Origin of the sequence: Mesorhizobium sp. M1E.F.Ca.ET.045.02.1.1 (assembly GCF_003952485.1) — a bacterium.
GTDB lineage: Bacteria > Pseudomonadota > Alphaproteobacteria > Rhizobiales > Rhizobiaceae > Mesorhizobium.
Map to the genome: position 1 here is coordinate 933523 of NZ_CP034447.1, position 18327 is coordinate 951849.

At 63.0% G+C, this 18327-nt stretch carries 13 protein-coding genes, 1 tRNA gene and 3 pseudogenes; 12 read left to right on the top strand and 5 right to left on the bottom strand.

What is annotated here, in order from left to right:
- Window positions 1–40: 40 nt before the first annotated feature.
- The 4 genes and pseudogenes from EJ070_RS04370 to EJ070_RS04385 all read right to left on the bottom strand — a co-directional run.
- A complete protein-coding gene (locus EJ070_RS04370) occupies window positions 41–370 on the bottom strand; it encodes an EF-hand domain-containing protein (RefSeq protein ID WP_245464814.1) in 330 nt (109 codons plus the stop codon).
- Between the two features lie 41 nt (window positions 371–411).
- Window positions 412–657, bottom strand: coding sequence for a glycine zipper 2TM domain-containing protein (locus EJ070_RS04375; protein WP_126090217.1), 246 nt, complete (start codon window positions 655–657; stop codon window positions 412–414).
- A gap of 602 nt (window positions 658–1259) precedes the next feature.
- Window positions 1260–2361 (bottom strand): annotated as a pseudogene (locus EJ070_RS04380) (tartrate dehydrogenase).
- A gap of 259 nt (window positions 2362–2620) precedes the next feature.
- Window positions 2621–2785 (bottom strand): annotated as a pseudogene (locus EJ070_RS04385) (branched-chain amino acid ABC transporter permease); the annotation flags it as partial.
- Window positions 2786–3050: 265 nt separating this feature from the next.
- Here EJ070_RS04385 and EJ070_RS04390 point away from each other — a divergent pair.
- Window positions 3051–3599: a cation-transporting P-type ATPase gene (locus EJ070_RS04390; protein ID WP_189350376.1), complete on the top strand. Its 549-nt coding sequence runs from the start codon at window positions 3051–3053 to the stop codon at window positions 3597–3599.
- Window positions 3596–4630 (top strand): ABC transporter ATP-binding protein, encoded by a 1035-nt coding sequence (locus EJ070_RS04395; RefSeq protein ID WP_126090219.1) that lies wholly within the window; start codon window positions 3596–3598, stop codon window positions 4628–4630. Before EJ070_RS04390 ends, EJ070_RS04395 begins: the two co-directional genes overlap by 4 nt.
- Before the next feature lie 223 nt (window positions 4631–4853).
- Here EJ070_RS04395 and selD read toward each other — a convergent pair whose 3' ends face one another.
- The gene (gene selD / locus EJ070_RS04400; protein ID WP_126095638.1) at window positions 4854–5897 is read right to left on the bottom strand and encodes a selenide, water dikinase SelD; all 1044 of its coding nucleotides are present in this window, start codon (window positions 5895–5897) and stop codon (window positions 4854–4856) included.
- A 212-nt stretch (window positions 5898–6109) separates the two neighbouring features.
- Here selD and fdnG point away from each other — a divergent pair, with 212 nt between their 5' ends.
- From fdnG to EJ070_RS04450, 10 genes and pseudogenes are all read left to right on the top strand, one after another.
- Complete coding sequence (gene fdnG, locus EJ070_RS04410; RefSeq protein ID WP_127220049.1) at window positions 6110–9196, top strand: formate dehydrogenase-N subunit alpha; 3087 nt, start codon at window positions 6110–6112, stop codon at window positions 9194–9196.
- A 12-nt stretch (window positions 9197–9208) separates the two neighbouring features.
- Window positions 9209–10159, top strand: a complete 951-nt coding sequence (fdxH, locus tag EJ070_RS04415) for a formate dehydrogenase subunit beta (protein WP_126090222.1) — start codon at window positions 9209–9211, stop codon at window positions 10157–10159.
- Window positions 10146–10850 carry a formate dehydrogenase subunit gamma gene (locus EJ070_RS04420; protein WP_126090223.1) on the top strand — a complete coding sequence of 235 codons (705 nt, stop codon included), beginning with the start codon at window positions 10146–10148 and terminating at the stop codon, window positions 10848–10850. Before fdxH ends, EJ070_RS04420 begins: the two co-directional genes overlap by 14 nt.
- 104 nt (window positions 10851–10954) lie before the next feature.
- Window positions 10955–11872, top strand: a complete 918-nt coding sequence (gene fdhE, locus EJ070_RS04425) for a formate dehydrogenase accessory protein FdhE (RefSeq protein ID WP_126095639.1) — start codon at window positions 10955–10957, stop codon at window positions 11870–11872.
- Between the two features lie 8 nt (window positions 11873–11880).
- Window positions 11881–13299, top strand: coding sequence for an L-seryl-tRNA(Sec) selenium transferase (gene selA, locus EJ070_RS04430; RefSeq protein WP_126090224.1), 1419 nt, complete (start codon window positions 11881–11883; stop codon window positions 13297–13299).
- Entirely contained in the window at window positions 13286–14074 is a 789-nt protein-coding gene (locus tag EJ070_RS04435; RefSeq protein ID WP_126090225.1) for a tetratricopeptide repeat protein, read from the top strand. Before selA ends, EJ070_RS04435 begins: the two co-directional genes overlap by 14 nt.
- Window positions 14071–15897, top strand: a pseudogene (gene selB / locus EJ070_RS04440) (selenocysteine-specific translation elongation factor); the annotation flags it as partial. The gene EJ070_RS04435 and the pseudogene selB, both read left to right, overlap by 4 nt.
- Before the next feature lie 126 nt (window positions 15898–16023).
- Window positions 16024–16119, top strand: a tRNA-Sec gene (locus EJ070_RS36025).
- Between the two features lie 300 nt (window positions 16120–16419).
- Window positions 16420–16719: a hypothetical protein gene (locus EJ070_RS04445; protein ID WP_126090227.1), complete on the top strand. Its 300-nt coding sequence runs from the start codon at window positions 16420–16422 to the stop codon at window positions 16717–16719.
- A gap of 511 nt (window positions 16720–17230) precedes the next feature.
- Window positions 17231–18313, top strand: coding sequence for a site-2 protease family protein (locus tag EJ070_RS04450; protein WP_126090228.1), 1083 nt, complete (start codon window positions 17231–17233; stop codon window positions 18311–18313).
- Window positions 18314–18327 lie beyond the last annotated feature (14 nt).

An 18327-nucleotide genomic window follows, 5' to 3' on the forward strand; every position in this document is an offset into this window, starting at 1 on the left:
ATGGTTAGATCAGCCATATCCCTGCCTCTCCATTCGAAGACTATTGCAAGCGGCCGTCTCCGCTCTTGTCGGCCGCGGCGAAGTCCTTCATGACCCGGTTCATGAATTCCTCCCGACCGACGCGGCCGTCCCCATTGATATCAGCCGCTGCGAGCTGGTCCGCGCTCAGGATGTTGGCGGTCTCGGCCTGGCTGAGAGAGCCGTCATCGTCGGCGTCCAGCTTTTCGAAGGCCTTTGTCATAAAGGACTGATACTCCTGCCGGTTCACCGCACCGTTGCCATTGGCATCGAGTTGATCCTTCTGGCCCTCGTACATAGCCTCCTGCGCCGTGCTCGCGCCGGTGCAAAACAGCAGCAGGGATGCCGTCATCGCGATTGTGGCTCTCATCGTCTCGTCCCTTTCTTGTTGTCTCATTGGCAGGCAAGCTGGTTACCGAGATAGCCGCCGCCGCCAACACCGACAGCCTCGGCGAGGACGCGACCGCTGCCGCCGCCAATGGTGCTGCCGATCAGGGCACCGACGACGGCGCCGCCGACCGTTCCGGCGATGCAGCCGAATTCTGAGTTGTGCTCTCGAACGGTCGAATCCGATGAGGACTGGCACGCCGTAAGCGCGAAAGTGCCCGAGAGCACGATTGCCACGATAGATCTCTTCATTGCTTTCTCCGGCTACGATGGTCGAAAGGAGCGCGCCGGACCGGGATGGCGCCTGCTCTGCAGCAGACGACAGACGGATCACGCACTCAGCGGCTCAGGCCAGCTTGTGGGGAATTACTTGGTCAGGGCGAATAAGCCGACAGCCCGGCCAAGCGAGTATCGTTGTCCCTCTCCGTGCATCGCTCGATGCCCGCCCACCAGAGATCGCAAAAGTTGCACAAGAATCCAGCTTAGGGCAAGAGGGAGAATGATATTATCTCAATCCACTTTGTCTAACATTTGTTTTCCAGGCTCCATCACAGCGAATTACATATTCTCTTGCTAAATTACCGGATACTTCAATTTTGCGGATGGGCGGTTTATTGGGCGCTATAGCAGAAAGACTCTCCACGGCGACAAAGCGAATGCGAAGACTGCAAGATCTGATACACGAGCAAAGCGCCGGCGAAACTGCAGCGAGATAACCGCGCAGCCGGAAGTTTCGGGTTGCGGAGCCGTCAGCCGCTGGCCGACCCGTCAGCAAGTCCACGCCTATGGCGCGCCCCTAGGGAGGGGAGTCCATCGCGCGGGCATCTGCAAACAGGCAACGGTGACTGTAGCCCCTATCCGGTCAAGCGGGATGAGCTCGTGCTGTTTACACCCGAGAGCGCAGCAATCACGGCGGCAGTGACCTCGGCGGTGCGCGCTGAGCCGCCAAGGTCCGGGCTGAGATATTCGCCTCGATCGGTGACGGTTTCAATCGCCGCCATAAGGCGACGCGCCGCAGGCTGCTCGCCGAGATGATCAAGCATCAGGCTTGCCGTCCAGAACGAACCGAGCGGATTGGCGACGCCCTTGCCGGTGATATCGAAGGCTGAGCCATGGATAGGTTCGAACATCGACGGACGACTGCGCGACGGGTCGATGTTCGCCGTCGAGCCGATACCGAGCGAACCACCAAGTGCGGCCGCCAGGTCGGACAGGATGTCGGCATGAAGGTTGCTTGCCAGAACCGTATCGACGCTGCCGGGTTTGTTGACCATGCGCTGTGTCATGGCATCGACCAGCATCCAGTCGACGGTCAGGCCGGGGTAGCCGCGAACCACTTCGCGCACGACCTCGTCCCAGAGCACCATGCCATGGCGCTGCGCGTTCGACTTCGTAACGACGGTCAAGAGCTTGCGCGGGCGCGACATGGCAAGGTCGCAGGCAAACCGGGCGATCCGCTCGGTGCCGGCTCGGGTGAAGACAGCGACGTCACCATGCGACCTCGATCGGCAGGCCGCGATGGGCGCGGCCGCCGACACCCGCATATTCGCCTTCGCTGTTCTCGCGTACGATCACCCAGTCTATCTGCTGGCCGAGTTCAGGCCGCAGTGGGCCGGTGAGGCCGGGCAAAAGGCGCGTCGGCCGAACATTGGCGTACTGGTCGAACCCTTGGCAGATGGCCAGGCGCAAACCCCACAGCGTGATGTCGTCCGGCAGGTTCGGGTCGCCGACCGAACCGAAATAGATCGCATCGAAGTCCTCGATCTGAGCCAGGCCGTCCTGCGGCATCATGCTGCCGTTGCGGCGATAGTAGTCCGAGCCCCAATCGAAGCGCTTGAACTCGAAGATAAGGCCCGGTTCGACGGCAGCCAAAGCTTCCAGGACTTTGACGCCGGCTTCGACGACCTCGGGGCCGATGCCGTCACCGCCGATCACGGCGATCCTATGCAAGGACATTTTCAGCTTCCTTCTCGATGGCAGCGACGATGGCGCTGGTCATTCCTTCGGTGTTGGTGGTTCCGCGTATGTCGCCCGTGCGCGTTCGGGCCGCGCGAGCACGGCTGCGGTCGCTCTTGCCATGATCGATGATGCGGTGAGCGCCTCGGTTGTGGCCGAGCCATTCCAGCAGCATGCGGGTGGATTCGATCATCGCATAAGGATTGACGATATAAGGCGAAGGCCCCGCCATCGCCATGCCGAATATCAGCCCAACGGCGAAGGGCATTTCCCACTGCACCATGGCGATCGCCACGCCGTAGCTGCCGAGGCCGTAGAACACCGAATTGCCGAAAGGGGCGTAGTCGGCATAGCCGCCGATGATGTTCCAGCCTTGCGCCAGCACGGCAAGCAGCAGCGCGTTGATGCCGAACTGGACCAGAACATGGCGCCGAAGGAGGTCCGATCCCGGAGCTTTCCTTCACCGATCTGGCCTCCCTTCGTAAGCCTGTCCTAGCAGTGGCGCCGGCAGGACGATGGTCCCGGTTCACGCAACGCTCTGAGCCCTCCAGCGCATCTATCGCGCAGCCTGCCTGCTTAAGCTCGGATCGTAAATTCTCCCGGCTTTGATGCCGATCAAGGGGGCTCGCGGCCTTCTTCGCTATCAAATCGTGATGATCGAGAACTCAGCCTCCCCAACGTGGCGCGGCGTGGGCGAGCCCTATTTGTCGCGACCGGCTATCGAGGTGCTGCAGGAATGCTGCTCTCGGCCTACCGAGCTGACTTCGACCGCGACGCGCAACGGGCTTTCGCGCCTCGGACCAAACACGTTCGCCGATCATCGGCGAGAACAAGCGCTGGCGGTCCTGTTGCGGCGGTTTCGCAATCCGCTGGTTCTGGTCCTGATCGTCGCGGCGATCGTTACCGGTGTTGTCGGTGAAGGCCGCGAGGCCGTCATCATCGGAGCAATCATCCTAGCGAGTTGCGGTCTCGGCTTCAGTCAGGAATACAGCGCGTCTCGCGCGGTCGACGCGTTGAAGCAGCGCATCACGATCGCCCATGCCCTGGTCTCGGAATGGTCGAAGAGGCTCTTCTTCGAGCACGACCGGCACCACCGGGGACCACGCCGGCGAGCAAGGCATGGCCGAGCGACAGTCCCGGGCCTGATTGAGGATGCCCGTTCAGCTGGTCACCGACAGGGTGCGTTGCCCTTATCGGTTGGACCGGAAATGGAGGCGACGGAGGCGCATCGAAGGTGAGCAGAGTTTTCGCGACAATTGCGCGGCGCTTCATCCCGTTTGAGCCGATGGCCGACGTGATGCGCCCTGGCGAGAAGTTTCCCGGCTTTGTCCGGCGCGCCAGCGGCATGCATCAGGTCTATGTCAGCGTGATCGCAATTTTGGTTGCCTTGGCCAACTTTATCCCCATCGACCTGCAGAGACGGATCGTCGATGTGGCGATTGCCGACAAGAACGTACGGGCGCTTCTGGCGCTCGGCAGCCTGTATCTTGCGGCTATACTCCTGCATGCGGGGCTGAAATACGCCCTGATCGTCTATCAGGGCTGGGTCGGAGAGAGCGTGGTGAAGACGGCCCGCGACCAACTCGCTGTCGTCGCCACGCAGAGGTCCGCGCGCGAGCATGCAAGGAGTGGCCAGACCGCCGGCATCATCGGCAACGAGATCGACTATGTTGGCGCATTTGTCGGCACCAGCATCTCTGAATGCGTAGTCAACATCACGATAATGATCTCCGTCATATCTTACATGATCTACATGCAGCCGGTGATCGCTCTGGTCAGCGGCGTGTCACTTCTGCCGCAGATCCTGCTTGCGCTTTACATGCAGAAGGACCTGAACACACTCGTGGAACGGCAGGTCGCGCTGGTCCGAAAGCTTGGCAACCAGGCAGTCAATTCCTTCGCCAGTCACTCGACGAAGCGCCGAGCAGCCTTTCGCACCATACGCACGATCTTCAGCAACCGCATCGAATTCTATTTGTTGAGGTTCGGGCTGAAGACGTCAATGAATGTAGCCAACGCGATGGGGTCGCTGATGGTCCTGATCGTTGGCGGCTATCTTGTGATCCGCGGGCAGACGACGATCGGCACGATCGTCGCCTTCATTTCGGGCTTCCAACGCTTGTCGGAACCCACGGGAGAACTTCTCGACTTCTATCGCGACTATTCGCAAGCGAAAGTGCAATTCCGGATGATCATCCAGTGGGTCGACGGCGATCATCCCGCGCAGACCGGATCGCCCATATCTGCCGGGGTTTCAGGGCTCACTTAAACGATGAGGCGTACTGCACTGCTGGGGCCGAAGTGGAATTGCAGCTTTCCGGCTTCGTAACTAACATTCAGACGGTTAAAGCGTGTCGCGATCTTTCAGATTCGCTCCCTGCGCTTTAAACTATTGATTTTACGCATGTCTTTGTCCCGAAACCGGGTCCCACTTTCGGGAGACATGCTTTAACCTGCCGGTTTGGGGTCGTGAACTGACCCCATCCTGACATTCATTCCTCGATCGTTACGACAGGTCGCCCGCGCTCGACCCGTCCGATCACTCTAGCCGACGGATAGCCACGCGCGACGATTGTCTCGGCCAGTGCATCGGCGTTGTCACAAGCGATCAGCAGCCCACCGGAAGTCTGCGGGTCGGTAAGAAGATGACGCCGCCACTCCGGCATGCCATTGGACAGCCGCACCGCATCGCCGTAACTCGCCCAATTGCGGCGCGATGCGCCAGTGACGAAGCCTTGTTCCGCGAGTGATGCGGCCTGTGCAAAGACGGGAACGTCTTGGTCGCGGATCACGAGTGCGCAGCCGGAGCCGCGCGCCATCTCGAGGGCGTGTCCGATCAAGCCGAAGCCGGTCACATCCGTGATCGCATGCACGCTCGCGTCCAAGGCGAGGTCGGCCCCGATCCGATTGAGAAGGGTCGTCGAAGCAATCATCTCTTCATAGCCGCCGCGCGGTAACGCCTGCCTTTTGATGGCTGCGGAATAGATTCCGACGCCGAGTCCTTTGGTCAGGATCAAGGCATCTCCCGGCCTGGCTTCCGAATTGCGCCGGATGTCCGCCGGCCGGCAGGTGCCGATCACGGCAAGCCCATAGATCGGTTCCGGCGTGTCGATCGAATGGCCGCCAGCGACCGGTATTCCGGCGGTGGCGCAAATATCGCGGCCGCCATTCAGGATTTCCCGCACGGTGTGTGTCGGCAGCTTGTCGAGAGGCATTCCGAGGATGGCCAGGGCCATGATCGGACGTCCGCCCATTGCATAGATGTCGGAGAGGGCGTTGGTCGCGGCGATGCGGCCGAAGTCGTACGGATCGTCCACCATCGGCATGAAGAAATCGGTGGTCGCGAGCACGCAGGTCGTGTCGTCGATCTGCCAGACCGCGGCATCATCTCCGGTTTCTGTGCCGACAAGGAGCTGCCGAAAGGGATTTGATTGCGCCTGCTCTGCGAGAAGTTGCTGCAGGACCGAGGGCGCCAGCTTACAGCCGCAACCGCCGCCATGAGCAAGGCTGGTCAGGCGCGGAGGTGCTTCGGTGATATCGCCCCGCAACGCGGGAGCCGTTTCCAACACCACGCCACACTGTAGTGTCACATTCCGAAAAGCGTCAATCGCATTTTCCTGTGCGAACCATTTGCCGACTCCGATCTGCGCTCTAAGTGTTTGACATTGCGCCAATTCGGCTCAAAATGGCGTGCATATCCTTGGTTCTGGATGCCCCCAATGGGCATGGAATTCGGGAGGAACTCCAGATGAATCTTGAACTCTCACGGCGCGCGTTGCTGCAGACGGCAGGCGCGGGTCTCGCCGGCACGGCGTTAGGGGCTTTCGGCTTCGCCGACATCGAGGCCGCGCATGCGGCGGCGATCCGGTCCTTCAAGCTCGCCAACACGACCGAGACGCGCAACACCTGCCCGTACTGCTCGGTGGCCTGCGGCATAATCCTGTATTCGAAAGGCGATCTCAGGAAGGGCGAAAAGGCCGACATCACTCATATCGAGGGCGATACCGACCACCCGACCAATCGCGGCACTCTGTGCCCCAAGGGGTCCGCTCTGCTCGGTTTCGTGAAGTCTCCGACCCGCCTGCAGCATCCGATGGTCCGCAAGCCCGGGTCCGACAAGTTCGAGCCGATTAGCTGGGAAGACGCGCTCGGTCGCATCGCCCGATTGATGAAGGACGATCGCGACAAGAACTTCGTCGCGAGGAACAATGATGGCGTGACGGTCAACCGGTGGATCTCCACCGGATTCCTTGCCGCCTCGGCTTCGACCAATGAAACCGCGTTCGCGACCTACAAGGTGGTGCGCAGCGCGGGAATGCTGGTGTTCGACAACCAGGCGCGTGTCTGACACGGCCCGACGGTGGCGAGTCTCGCCCCAACATTCGGCCGCGGCGCAATGACCAATTCCTGGACCGACATCAGGAATACGGATCTTGTTGTGATCATGGGCGGCAATGCCGCGGAAGCGCATCCTTGCGGCTTCAAATGGGTCACGGAAGCGAAGGCCAACCGCGGCGCCAAGCTTATCGTCATCGACCCGCGCTTCACGCGCTCGGCTTCGGTGTCGGACCTTTACGCACCGATCCGCCAGGGAACGGACATCGCCTTCCTGCTCGGCCTGATCAACTACTGTATCCAGCACGACAAGGTGCAATGGGACTATGTGAAGTCCTTCACCAACGCGACCTATGTCGTCAAGGAGGGTTTCACCTACAAGGACGGCCTCTTCTCCGGCTATGACGAGGCGAAGCGGGACTACGACAAGTCCAGTTGGGACTATGACATAGGTCCGGACGGCTTTGCCGTCGTCGACGAGACGCTGCAGAATCCACGCTGCGTCTGGAACCTCCTGAAGAACCACGTCTCCGTCTATGCGCCGGAGATGGTCGAGCGCATCTGCGGCACGCCGAAGGAGAAGTTCCTGAAGGTGGCCGCGATGGTCGCGGAGACCTCTTCGCCGACCAAGGCGATGACGTCGATGTACGCGCTCGGCTGGACCCAGCACTCGAAGGGCTCGCAGAACATCCGCGCCATGGCGATGCTGCAGCTTGTTCTCGGCAATATCGGCATTCGCGGAGGCGGCATGAACGCGCTTCGCGGCCACTCCAACATCCAGGGGCTGACCGACCTTGGGCTGATGTCGAACCTGCTGCCCGGCTACCTCACGCTGCCGACGCAGAAGGAGCCGGATCTGGCGGCCTACATGTCGACGCGCGGTTTCAAGCCGCTGCGGCCGAACCAGATGAGCTATTGGCAGAACTACAAGAAGTTCTTCGTCAGCTTCCAGAAGTCGATGTGGGGCGATGCGGCAACGCCGGAGAACGACTTCGCCTATGACTACCTGCCGAAGCTCGACTTGCCGGGCTACGACCTGCTGCGCGCTTTCGAGCTCATGCACCAGGGCAAGATGAACGGCTATTTCTGCCAGGGCTTCAACCCGCTGCAGGCGGCCCCGAACAAGAAGAAGGTGATCGAGTCCCTTTCGAAGCTCAAATTCCTCGTCATCATGGATCCGCTGGACACGGAGACGGGGCGGTTCTGGGAGAACCATGGGCCGTATAACGATGTCGATCCGACGAAGATCCAGACGGAAGTCTACCAGCTGCCCTCGACCTGCTTCGCCGAGGACGACGGCTCGCTGGTCAATTCAGGGCGCTGGCTGCAGTGGCATTGGGCCGGCGGCACCCCCCCCGGCGAAGCCAAGCGCGATACCTGGATCATGGCGCAGCTTCATCTGCGCCTGAAGGAGCTCTACGCCAAGGAAGGCGGCGCTTTCCCCGATCCGATCGTCAAGCTCAACTGGCCTTATGCCGATCCCGGCGATCCGAAGGCCGAGGAGCTGGCCCAGGAGATCAACGGCCGGGCACTCGCAAGGGTGACCGACACGGCCGACCCGACGAAGGTGCTGGCCGAGGCCGGCAAGCTGCTGCCGGCCTTTGCCGCGCTGCGTGACGACGGCTCGACCGCCTGCGGCTGCTGGATCTATTCCGGCTGCTTCAACGAGAACGGCAACAACATGGCAAGGCGCGATACGTCCGATCCGGACGACGCCGGTTTCTACTCGAAATGGGCGTTCTCATGGCCTGCCAACCGCCGCATCCTCTACAACAGGGCGTCGGCTGACCTCACTGGAAAACCTTGGGATCCGAGCCGCAAAGTGATCGCATGGGACGGCCAGAAATGGTCGGGTTACGACGTACCTGATATTGTGCCGACCGCGAAGCCCGATCAGGTCGGCCCGTTCATCATGAACCCGGAAGGCGTCTCGCGTCTCTTTACCCGGGGCATGATGCGCGACGGACCGTTCCCGGCCCATTACGAGCCGTTCGAGTCGCCGATCGTCAATCCGGTCGCGCCCAAAGTCCGCGGCAATCCGGCCGCCCGTGTATTCGAGGGCGACATGGCCCAGTTTGCCGAAGCGGCTTCCAAGGAGTTCCCCTATGCGGCGACCTCGTACCGCCTGACCGAGCATTTCCACTTCTGGACCAAGCACGTCATCGTCAATGCGGTGATGCAGCCGGAGTTCTTCGTGGAGATTTCGGAACAGCTGGCGGCCGAGAAGGGGATCACCAAAGGCGGCTGGGTCCGCGTCTGGTCGAAGCGCGGTTCGGTCGTGGCGAAGGCCATGGTGACCAAGCGGATCAAGCCGCTCACCTGCGACGGCAAGATCGTCCATATCGTCGGCATTCCGCTGCACTGGGGCTTCACCGGAGCGGCGAAGAAAGGCTTCGGCCCGAACATGCTCACTCCCTTTGTCGGCGACGCCAATATCGAGACGCCCGAGTACAAGGCGTTCCTGGTCAATATCGAGCCCGCACCAGGGCCGGTGGCATAGGAGGAGCGAGCGATGTTCCCTCCCCTTCCAAACCCTTCGACAACGGACACTGCGCCGCGTCTTTCCGAGAAGGACCTCATCCGCCGCTCGGCGTCGACCGTGCCTGCCCCCGAGCAGCGGTTGACGGAAGTCGCCAAGCTCATCGATGTCTCGAAATGCATCGGCTGCAAGGCCTGCCAGACGGCCTGCATCGAATGGAACGACACGCACCCGCCGGTCGGCGTCTTCGACGGCGCCTTCGAGAACCCTCCCGACCTGACGCCGGACATGTTCACGCTGATGCGCTACAGCGAATGGGACAATCCCGAGACCAACGAGCTCGAATGGCTGATCAGGAAGGACGGCTGCATGCACTGCGCCGATCCGGGCTGCCTCAAGGCCTGCCCGGCGCCGGGCGCGATCGTGCAGTATTCGAACGGCATCGTCGATTTCGTCCACGAGAACTGCATCGGCTGCGGCTACTGCATCAAGGGCTGCCCGTTCAACATCCCGCGCATCTCCAAGGTCGACCACACGGCCTATAAATGCACGCTCTGCTCAGACCGCGTCGCGGTCGGCCAAGGCCCGGCCTGCGCAAAGGCGTGCCCAACCCAGGCGATCGTCTTCGGCACCAAGGACGAGATGAAAGGCTGGGCCGCCAAGCGCGTCGAGGACTTGAAGTCGCGCGGCTTCGCCAATGCCGGCCTTTACGATCCGCCGGGCGTCGGCGGGACACATGTGATGTATGTGCTGCATCATGCCGACCAGCCGGAACTCTACTCGGGCTTGCCGAAGGACCCGAAGATCAGTCCGCTGGTGGAGGCATGGAAAGGTGTGACCAAATATGCGGGCCTCACGGTCTTGGGCGTGGCGGCCGGCGTCGGCTTGCTTCACCATTTGATCATGGGACCCAACAGGGTGTCCGAAGCGGATGAGGAGCACGCCGAAGAGCTGACGGAAGGCGACAGCCATGGCCGCCGATGACGTGAAGCCGAACGAACAGATCCATCCCGGCAAGCCAGTTATCGTAGATCGGTACACGGTGGGCGCGCGGATCAACCACTGGATCACGGCGGCCAGCCTGATCCTGCTCGCCCTGTCCGGCCTTGCGATGTTTCACCCGAGCCTGTTTTTCCTGTCCGGCCTTTTCGGCGGCGGCCAGTTCACGCGCTTCATCCATCCATGGATCGGTGTCGTGCTCTTCTTCAGCTTCCTCGGGCTGTTCCTTCGCTTCTGGAAGGCCAACCTGTGGCAGCGCGAGGACGGAACGTGGCTCGCCCGTTTCCGCGACGTGCTGGCCAACCACGAGGACAATGCTCCTGAGGTCGGCAAGTACAATGCCGGCCAGAAGCTCGTCTTCTGGTCAATGTCGGTGCTGATTGTGATCCTCATCTCCAGCGGATTGGTGGCTTGGGATCAATATTTCGCCCAGTATACGACAATCGATCAGAAGCGTGTGGCCATACTTGTCCACTCCATCGCGGCGGTGGCCATCATCGGCGTCTGGATCGTCCATTTCTACTCGGCCATCTGGGTGCGCGGCACCATCCCCGCCATGACGCGAGGGCGGGTGACCGGTGGCTGGGCCTGGCGGCATCATCGCAAATGGCTGCGGGAACTCGTCACCAGATCGAGCAAGGGAGCAGGACCCTCGGGATCGAAGCCCGCCGGATAGAGCGGGCGCTGGCGGGATGACTTTTCCGCCCTAGTTCTGTGTTTGCGCATGATTTTGTGCGCCGGTCAGGCAGCCACGTGGCCCGTGCGGTTCGTGAGGTTCGAATGCCAAGACAGATCATTCCGGCCGGTTCGGACCCCACCGCCATCGGCGAAGTCTCTGCCCCTCCCTTTGCTCGCCTTCCCGAGCCTTCGCTTCTGTTTTCTCGCCGCGCTGAGCGGTGGAACGCGCTGGCCGCGGGCCATGAGCTGGGTCCCTATCTTCGCTTCCTTGCCGCTCTCGCCGATGTGCAGCATCGCATTCAGGAAGGCTTAGCGGAGCCGGAGATGCCTGATGTCGCAGTACGCGAGCGCGCGCGCAGCTTTGGAATGCCGCCGCTCGACCGCAGCAACCTGGCATTCGACACGATCGCCGAGACGCTCGACCGCCTGGTCGTCGCGGCGTCGGAGATCAAGAAGCCGGTCTTCGCGGCCGATGCGCTGGACCGTTTGAAGCAGGCCACTCCGGCGAAGCGCGGTGGCATGGTACGCAATGTGCTCGCGAATGCGATTCCGATGGAGGCGCTCGCGGAGCATGTCTATGTCTCAGCCGCGCTACAGGTTCACTTCGCTCGCCTCGCCGCCCGCCTCGATGCCCGCGCGCTGGTGGCGGTAGGCGACGGCGCATGCCCCGCCTGCGGCAGCCCGCCGACATCCTCGATCATCGTCGGTTGGCAGGGCGCTCATGGGGCGCGGTTCTGCGCATGCTCGCTATGCAGCACGCTGTGGAACTACGTGCGCATCAAATGCACGCTGTGCGGCTCGACGAAGGGCATCGGCTACCAGGAGATCGACGGCGGGTCGGGCACGGTGAAGGCCGAGACCTGCGATTCCTGCGGCTGCTATGTAAAGATCCTTCATCAGCATAAGGATCCCGGCCTCGATCCCGTTGCCGACGACGTGGCGACGCTTGGGCTCGACATCCTCGTCCGCGAGGGTGGCTATCGCCGCGGATCCTTCAATCCGTTCCTCATAGGCTATTGAGGTGCGCGATGACCAGTCTGCCCACAAGCCGCCTGCGCGATCTCCCGTCAGTCGATCGCGTGCTGAGGACCCCGCTCGCGGCCGCGGCGGTCGAGCGCTTCGGCCAGCAGTCCACGACGCGCGCCATCCGCGATGCGCTGGAAGAAGCACGGGCGGCTTGCCGTACCGGAACTGAAGTGCCCGAGCCGAGCGATCTCGCCGCCGACGCGCTCCTCCGCCTCAAGGCCGCCGAGCGCCCATCGCTGCGCCCGGTTTTCAACCTGACCGGCACCGTGCTGCACACCAATCTCGGCCGTGCACTGATCGCGAACGAAGCTTTGGAGGCGATGCGCGCTGCCATGAGTGAAGCAGTGGCGCTCGAATTCGACATCGGGACCGGCAGACGCGGCGAACGTGACGATCATCTGCGGGCCCTCATATGCGAGCTCACCGGGGCCGAGGACGCAACCGTCGTCAACAACAACGCGGCCGCGGTGCTTCTCGTCCTCAACACGCTGTCGCTTGGCCGCGAGGCCGTCGTGTCACGCGGCGAGCTGATCGAGATCGGCGGCTCGTTCCGCATGCCGGACATCATGACCCGCTCGGGCGCGAAACTCGTAGAGGTCGGCACCACCAACCGTACGCATCCCAAGGACTATCTGTCGGCCATCGGTCCGGCGACCGGGGTCGTCTTCAAGGTGCACACGTCGAACTACCGGATCGATGGGTTCACGGCGGAGGTCTCTGCGCGCGAGCTTTCGGCGATCGCCAAGGAGCGCGGGGTGCCTCTCGTCCACGATCTCGGCTCGGGCACGCTCATCGATCTTGCCCAATACGGCCTCAAGCACGAACCCACCGTGCGCGAGGCGATTGCGGACGGCGCCGAGCTCGTCACCTTCTCGGGCGACAAGCTGCTCGGAGGACCGCAGGCCGGTTTCATCGTCGGCCGGAAGGATCTTCTTGACGAGGTCAACCGAAACCCGATGAAGCGGGCGCTTCGCCTCGACAAGCTCCGCCTGGCCGCGCTGGAGGCGACGCTGAAGCTCTACCGCAATCCGGATCGCTTGGTGGAACGTCTGCCGACGCTGAGGCTGCTCGCGCGCCCCGCTGTTGATATTGCCGCGCAGGCCCGGCGCCTCGCTCCCGTACTTTCCAATGTTCTGGGCGATGAATTTGTAGTGGAGGTGGTGGACTGCCGAAGCCAGGTCGGATCGGGCGCATTACCACTCGACACCCTGCCGAGCGCCGGGCTTGCCATCAGCCACCAATCGGGAAGCGGTCAAGCCCTGGAAATGCTTGCGGCGGCATTGCGGGCGCTGCCCGTTCCGGTGATCGGACGCATCGAAAAGCAGGCACTCATGCTCGATCTGCGCTGCCTCGAAGACGAGGCCGGCTTGGCGGCCAATCTTGCGAGCTTCCCTCCAGGAGGCGGTGGTGCGGTGGCTTGATCGTCTGGCGCGCAAACCGGCCCGAATATCCGCTGCTGACCAGTTGGCGGTCGCCATCGACGCTGCCAGGCGGGGCGACTACGCCACGGCTCTCGCCATCTGGGAGCCGCTGGCGCGGTCGGGATCGGCTCGCGCCCAAAACAATATCGGCGCCTGCTTCGCCGAGGGGCTCGGCGTCGAACGAGACAGCGATCTCGCCTTCCGCTGGCTGGCGCTCGCCGCCGAAGCCGGGGATCCGGTCGGGCAGCGGAACCTCGCCTCGCTCTGTTTCCGTGGCGAAGGCGTCGAACAGAATTACCGCCGCGCGGCCGAACTCTATCGGGCCGCGGCGGAGCAGGGCGACGGACCGGCGCAAGACATGTTGAGCTGGATGCTGCTCGAGGGTGAGGTGATCGAGCCTGACTTTGCCGAAGCGCGGCGTTGGGCGCTGGCTGCCGCCGCGCAGGGCATCGCATCGGCGATGACCCGTATCGGCATGCTCTGCCACAATGCCCTCGGCATGCCGCGCGATCCTGCCGAAGCGGTCCGCTGGTGGCGCAGGGCCGCGTTGCTCGGCGATACGGACGGTCAGGCCATGCTCGGCGCCGCCTGCCATCTCGGGGCTGGCGTTCCAGCCGACCCTGTCGAAGCCTATGCGTGGCTCCTGCGCGCGCAAGCAGGCGGCAGTGTAATCGCAGGCCGGTACGTGGACGCGGCGCGCGCTGCTCTCACCATGCGCGAAATCGCTGAGGCTGAACGCCGCGCTACGTTGCCGCTCGAGGAGCCTGCGCCATGATCGTCGGCACCGCGGGACATGTCGACCACGGCAAGACAGCGCTGGTGCAGGCGCTGACCGGCGTCGACACGGACCGGCTGCAAGAAGAGAAGGCGCGGGGCATGACGATCGATCTTGGCTTCGCCTATCTTCCGACGCCAAGCGGAGACGTCGTCGGCTTCATCGACGTTCCCGGCCACGAGCGCTTCGTGCACACCATGGTCGCCGGAGCCAGCGGCATCGATTTCGTGCTGCTGGTCGTGGCGGCCGACGACGGCGTCATGCCGCAGACGCGCGAACATCTGGCGATCGTCGATCTCCTTGGCGTCAGTCGTGGGCTGGTCGTGCTCTCGAAATGCGATCTGGCCGATCCTTCACGACGTGCGGCTGTCGCCGCGGACATCCGCTCCGCCCTCGCGGGCAGTATCTTGGAACAGGCTGAGGTTATTCCCATTTCCGCCGTCACGGGAGAAGGCATCGACGACCTCCGACGCCTGCTGTTCGAAGAGGCATCGCGCTTTGCCAGGCGCTCATCCTCGGGCCGCTTTCGATTGGCGGTCGACCGCTGCTTTACCCTGCGCGGCATCGGCACGGTCGTGACCGGCACCGCCCTTTCAGGCTCCGTCGGTGTCGGCGACAGCGTCGTGGTGAGCCCGTCGGGACTTGCCGCGCGCATTCGCTCGATCCACGCCCAGAACCGGGTGGCCGAGCGCGGCCTCGCCGGAACCCGTTGCGCGCTCAATCTGGCCGGCGACGGCGTCAGCAAGGAGGCAATCCGACGCGGAGATGTGATCCTCGATCCCGCGCTTCATGCGCCGACGGACAGGATTGACGCCGAGCTGCGTGTGCTGCGCAGCGAGCCAAAGCCGATCGGGCAATGGTTCCCGGTGCGGCTCCATCACGCCGCGACCGAGGTCGGGGCCAGGATCGTCCTTCTCGGCGACGAGCCTATAGCGCCCGGCAGCACGGCCAAGGTCCAGATTGTCCTGGAGAGCCCGATCGCCGCCGCTGCCGGCGACGCTTATGTAGTGCGCGACACGTCCGCGCAACGAACCATCGGCGGCGGGCGCTTCATCGACCTTAGGGCACCGAGCCGCAAACGCCGCTCGCCGGAACGGCTGGCCAGGCTCGAAGCATACGCCGTCCCGGCGCCGGACAAGGCCGTCGCCGTGCTTCTCGACACGCCGCCCCACTATCTCGACCTCGGCGCCTTCGCACGCGACCGGGCGCTCGGCGCCGACGAGATCGCACGCCTCATCGATCGTCTCGGCCTTGCCACCATTTCCGTCGGTGAGACGCAGGTCGTGGTCTCGTCGATGCGGTGGGCTCGGTTCAAGCGCGACTTGAGCACAATCCTGGAGACCTTTCATGCCGACAACCCGGATTTGCCGGGGATTGGCATGGAAAAGCTGCGCCTTCAGCTCGATCCATGTCTTCTTGCGCCGGCTTTCGCCGCTGCCATGCGAAGCCTCGTCCGCGCCGGTCAGATCGAGCTCGACGGCGCCTGGATACGGCTTCCCGGCCATGAGGTCCGTCTCGCGGCCAGGGAGGAGGCACTATGGCGTGAGGTCGAACCGCTGATAGCCGGCTCGGTGAGATTCCACCCCCCAAGAGTGCGCGACATCGCGGGCGAGCTCGGCAGGCCGGAAGCGGAAATCCGCAAGCTTCTGAAGCTTACCGGCCGCATCGGCACAGTGCATGAGGTTGCGCATGATCACTTCTTCCTTCGCCCGGCGTTGGCTGAGATCGTCGAGATCGTCTGCAGTCTGGCGGCCAGGCATGACGGGCAGTTCAGCGTCGCACAGTTTCGCGACAGTGCGGGCAGCGGGCGCAAGGTTGCAGTCCATATCCTCGAATTTCTCGACCGGCACGGCGTCACCTTGCGGCGCGGCGACCTGCGGCGCATCAACAAGCATCGGCTGGACCTGTTTCGCCGCGAGGGCGACAATGGTTCACCGGCAGAAGATTCTGGAGGAGCATCGTCCCCGGTGGGGCGTCCGGACTTCAAATCCGGGAGGGGCCGCGAGCCGGTCCTTGGTGGGTTCGACTCCCACTCTCTTCCGCCATCCTCTTAAAGCGCGTCGCGATCTTTCAGATTCGCTCCGTGCGCTTTAGGTTTTTGATTTTACGCATGTCTTTGTCCCGAAACCGGTTCCCACTTTCGGGAGACATGCTTTAGAGCCTGGCCCTGAAAATGTGTCGGACCTTTCCGAGGAGGTGACGCGATGCCAGCATCCTTTCTGCTTGAACTGAGGACTTCTGCGGAGGCCGCCAAGGCTGCGGAGACAAGTTTCCGGCACGAAGCAGCAAGGCGGATTGCAGCGCTGGAGCAGGAACGCGCATTCGCCTTCAGGCGGCTCAACCTCATGCAGGCGATCGCCGATGCTATGGGCCTAGCGGAAAGTGAGGATATCGCCGTGGCGAACGCATTCGCCGCCTTGCGCGCGAGCCTCGGCTGGAATGCCGACAGCGAGGCGCGCTCGGAGGTGATCTCGCATTTTGGCCCGGTCGCGCTAGCAATGTTCCAGGATTTAAGCGGAAACCAATCCGCCAATATCCATGCCGCGCTCGCGGAGTTCGAGCACTGGTTTTCCGACACCCGGGGCTCCAGCTTCTGGGCCCTGTTTGAGCAGCAGATGCCCGACACGCCTGTAGTCGATTTCTGAAGAAATCCATATCCATGAACCGGCTGGGCCGTTTCGCCGCCTGGTGTTCCCCCTATTGCGCAACCGCGACTCGGTACAGCCGCGGGCGATAACTGCCAAGTCGCGATACAAGCACTGTCACAACGGTCCGGAAGTGTGGCGGGATGGCCGCGCTGCCCAAAGCCGGCCTCACAAGTGACAATTGGCGGACTGCGACCTAGAGCGGTTCACCGTTTCACGGAAACGCCGAACCGCTCTAACTCTTTGTTTTTACGCAATTCCGGGCGGAAAACCGCTCACACTTTTCCTGGAATTGCTCTAGCTAACGTGCGGTCGCCAGTGATGTCTGCTTATAGGCAACGGCAAGGCGAACTCTATGACCGACAAGCGGCGCGCACCAGCCGAATCCCCTGCATCAACGGCCTGCCGGAGCGAAGCGCTCCAGCGAATGACAAGGCACTTGACGCGACTGCAAACGGAGGCATGCTCGGCGGGGCGCGGCCTGCCTTCCCGACCCCGACGGAGTCACATCATGCAGTGGTCCTACCCGATCCTCCGTGTCGGCGGCACCGAGATCCGCATCCACCTGACCTTCCTGCTGCTGCTCGCCTGGATCGGCATCGCCTATTTCCAGGGGGGTGGAACGTCGGCTGCAATCGAGGGCGTCGGCTTCATCGGCGCCGTGTTCGCCTGCGTGGTATTGCATGAGCTCGGCCATGCCGCGGCCGCTAGTCGCTACGGCATCCGAACTCCAAAGATCACGCTCTTGCCGATCGGCGGCGTCGCGGAGCTGGAGCGGCTACCCGAGAAGCCGTCGGAAGAGATCGTCGTGGCGCTCGCCGGCCCGCTGGTCAATGTCGTCATTGCCGCTTTCCTCGTCGTAGCACTCGGGACCACCGTCGGTATCGACGCGCTGACGTCGATGGATAACCCGCGTGTCGCGTTCGTGGCTCGCCTCGCCGCCGTCAACATCTGGCTGGTTCTGTTCAACCTCATTCCGGCCTTTCCGATGGATGGCGGGCGCGTGCTGCGCGCCTTCCTCGCCACGCGCTACAATCGCGTGCGCGCGACGGAGATTGCGGGGACGGTCGGTCAGTTCGCCGCCTTCGCCTTCGGCTTCATCGGTCTCGTCGCCGGCAACGTGCTGCTCATATTCGTCGCGATCTTCGTCTACCTCGCCGCCACTGCGGAAACCCAGGCGATGGGGCTCGAGGCAGCGGCGCGTGCCGTTAACGTCCGCGACGTCATGATCAGCCGGTTCGAAAGCCTGCCGGCGACCGCGACCCTCGACGAGGCGGCACAGGCGCTGTTGCGCACGACGCAACACGAGTTTCCGATCGTCGACGGTGGCGGCAGGCTGCGCGGCGTGCTGACGCGTGAGGGGCTTGTCGCGGGCCTCCAGCAGCGCGGTGGTCAAGCTCCTGTGATCGAGGCAATGGCCGCAAATATCCCGGTGGTGCGAGACTATGAGAAGCTCATCAAGGCGCTCGAACCCCTGAGAAGCGGGGCTGCACCTGCGGTCGGCGTGGTGGATGCCGGAGGCCGTTTGGTCGGCTATGTCATCATCGAAAACATCGGCGAGCTCATGCTGCTGCGCAGCGCCGTCGCAAGCTGACGGATCTCGGTCGG

Coding starts and splice junctions, on each gene's coding strand:
- EJ070_RS04370 (WP_245464814.1), bottom strand. CDS start 370: ATGACGGCATCCCTGCTGCTGTTTTGCACCGGCGCGAGCACGGCGCAG.
- EJ070_RS04375 (WP_126090217.1), bottom strand. CDS start 657: ATGAAGAGATCTATCGTGGCAATCGTGCTCTCGGGCACTTTCGCGCTT.
- fdxH (WP_126090222.1), top strand. CDS start 9,209: ATGTTCCCTCCCCTTCCAAACCCTTCGACAACGGACACTGCGCCGCGT.
- EJ070_RS04420 (WP_126090223.1), top strand. CDS start 10,146: ATGGCCGCCGATGACGTGAAGCCGAACGAACAGATCCATCCCGGCAAG.
- fdhE (WP_126095639.1), top strand. CDS start 10,955: ATGCCAAGACAGATCATTCCGGCCGGTTCGGACCCCACCGCCATCGGC.
- selA (WP_126090224.1), top strand. CDS start 11,881: ATGACCAGTCTGCCCACAAGCCGCCTGCGCGATCTCCCGTCAGTCGAT.
- EJ070_RS04445 (WP_126090227.1), top strand. CDS start 16,420: ATGCAGGCGATCGCCGATGCTATGGGCCTAGCGGAAAGTGAGGATATC.
- EJ070_RS04450 (WP_126090228.1), top strand. CDS start 17,231: ATGCAGTGGTCCTACCCGATCCTCCGTGTCGGCGGCACCGAGATCCGC.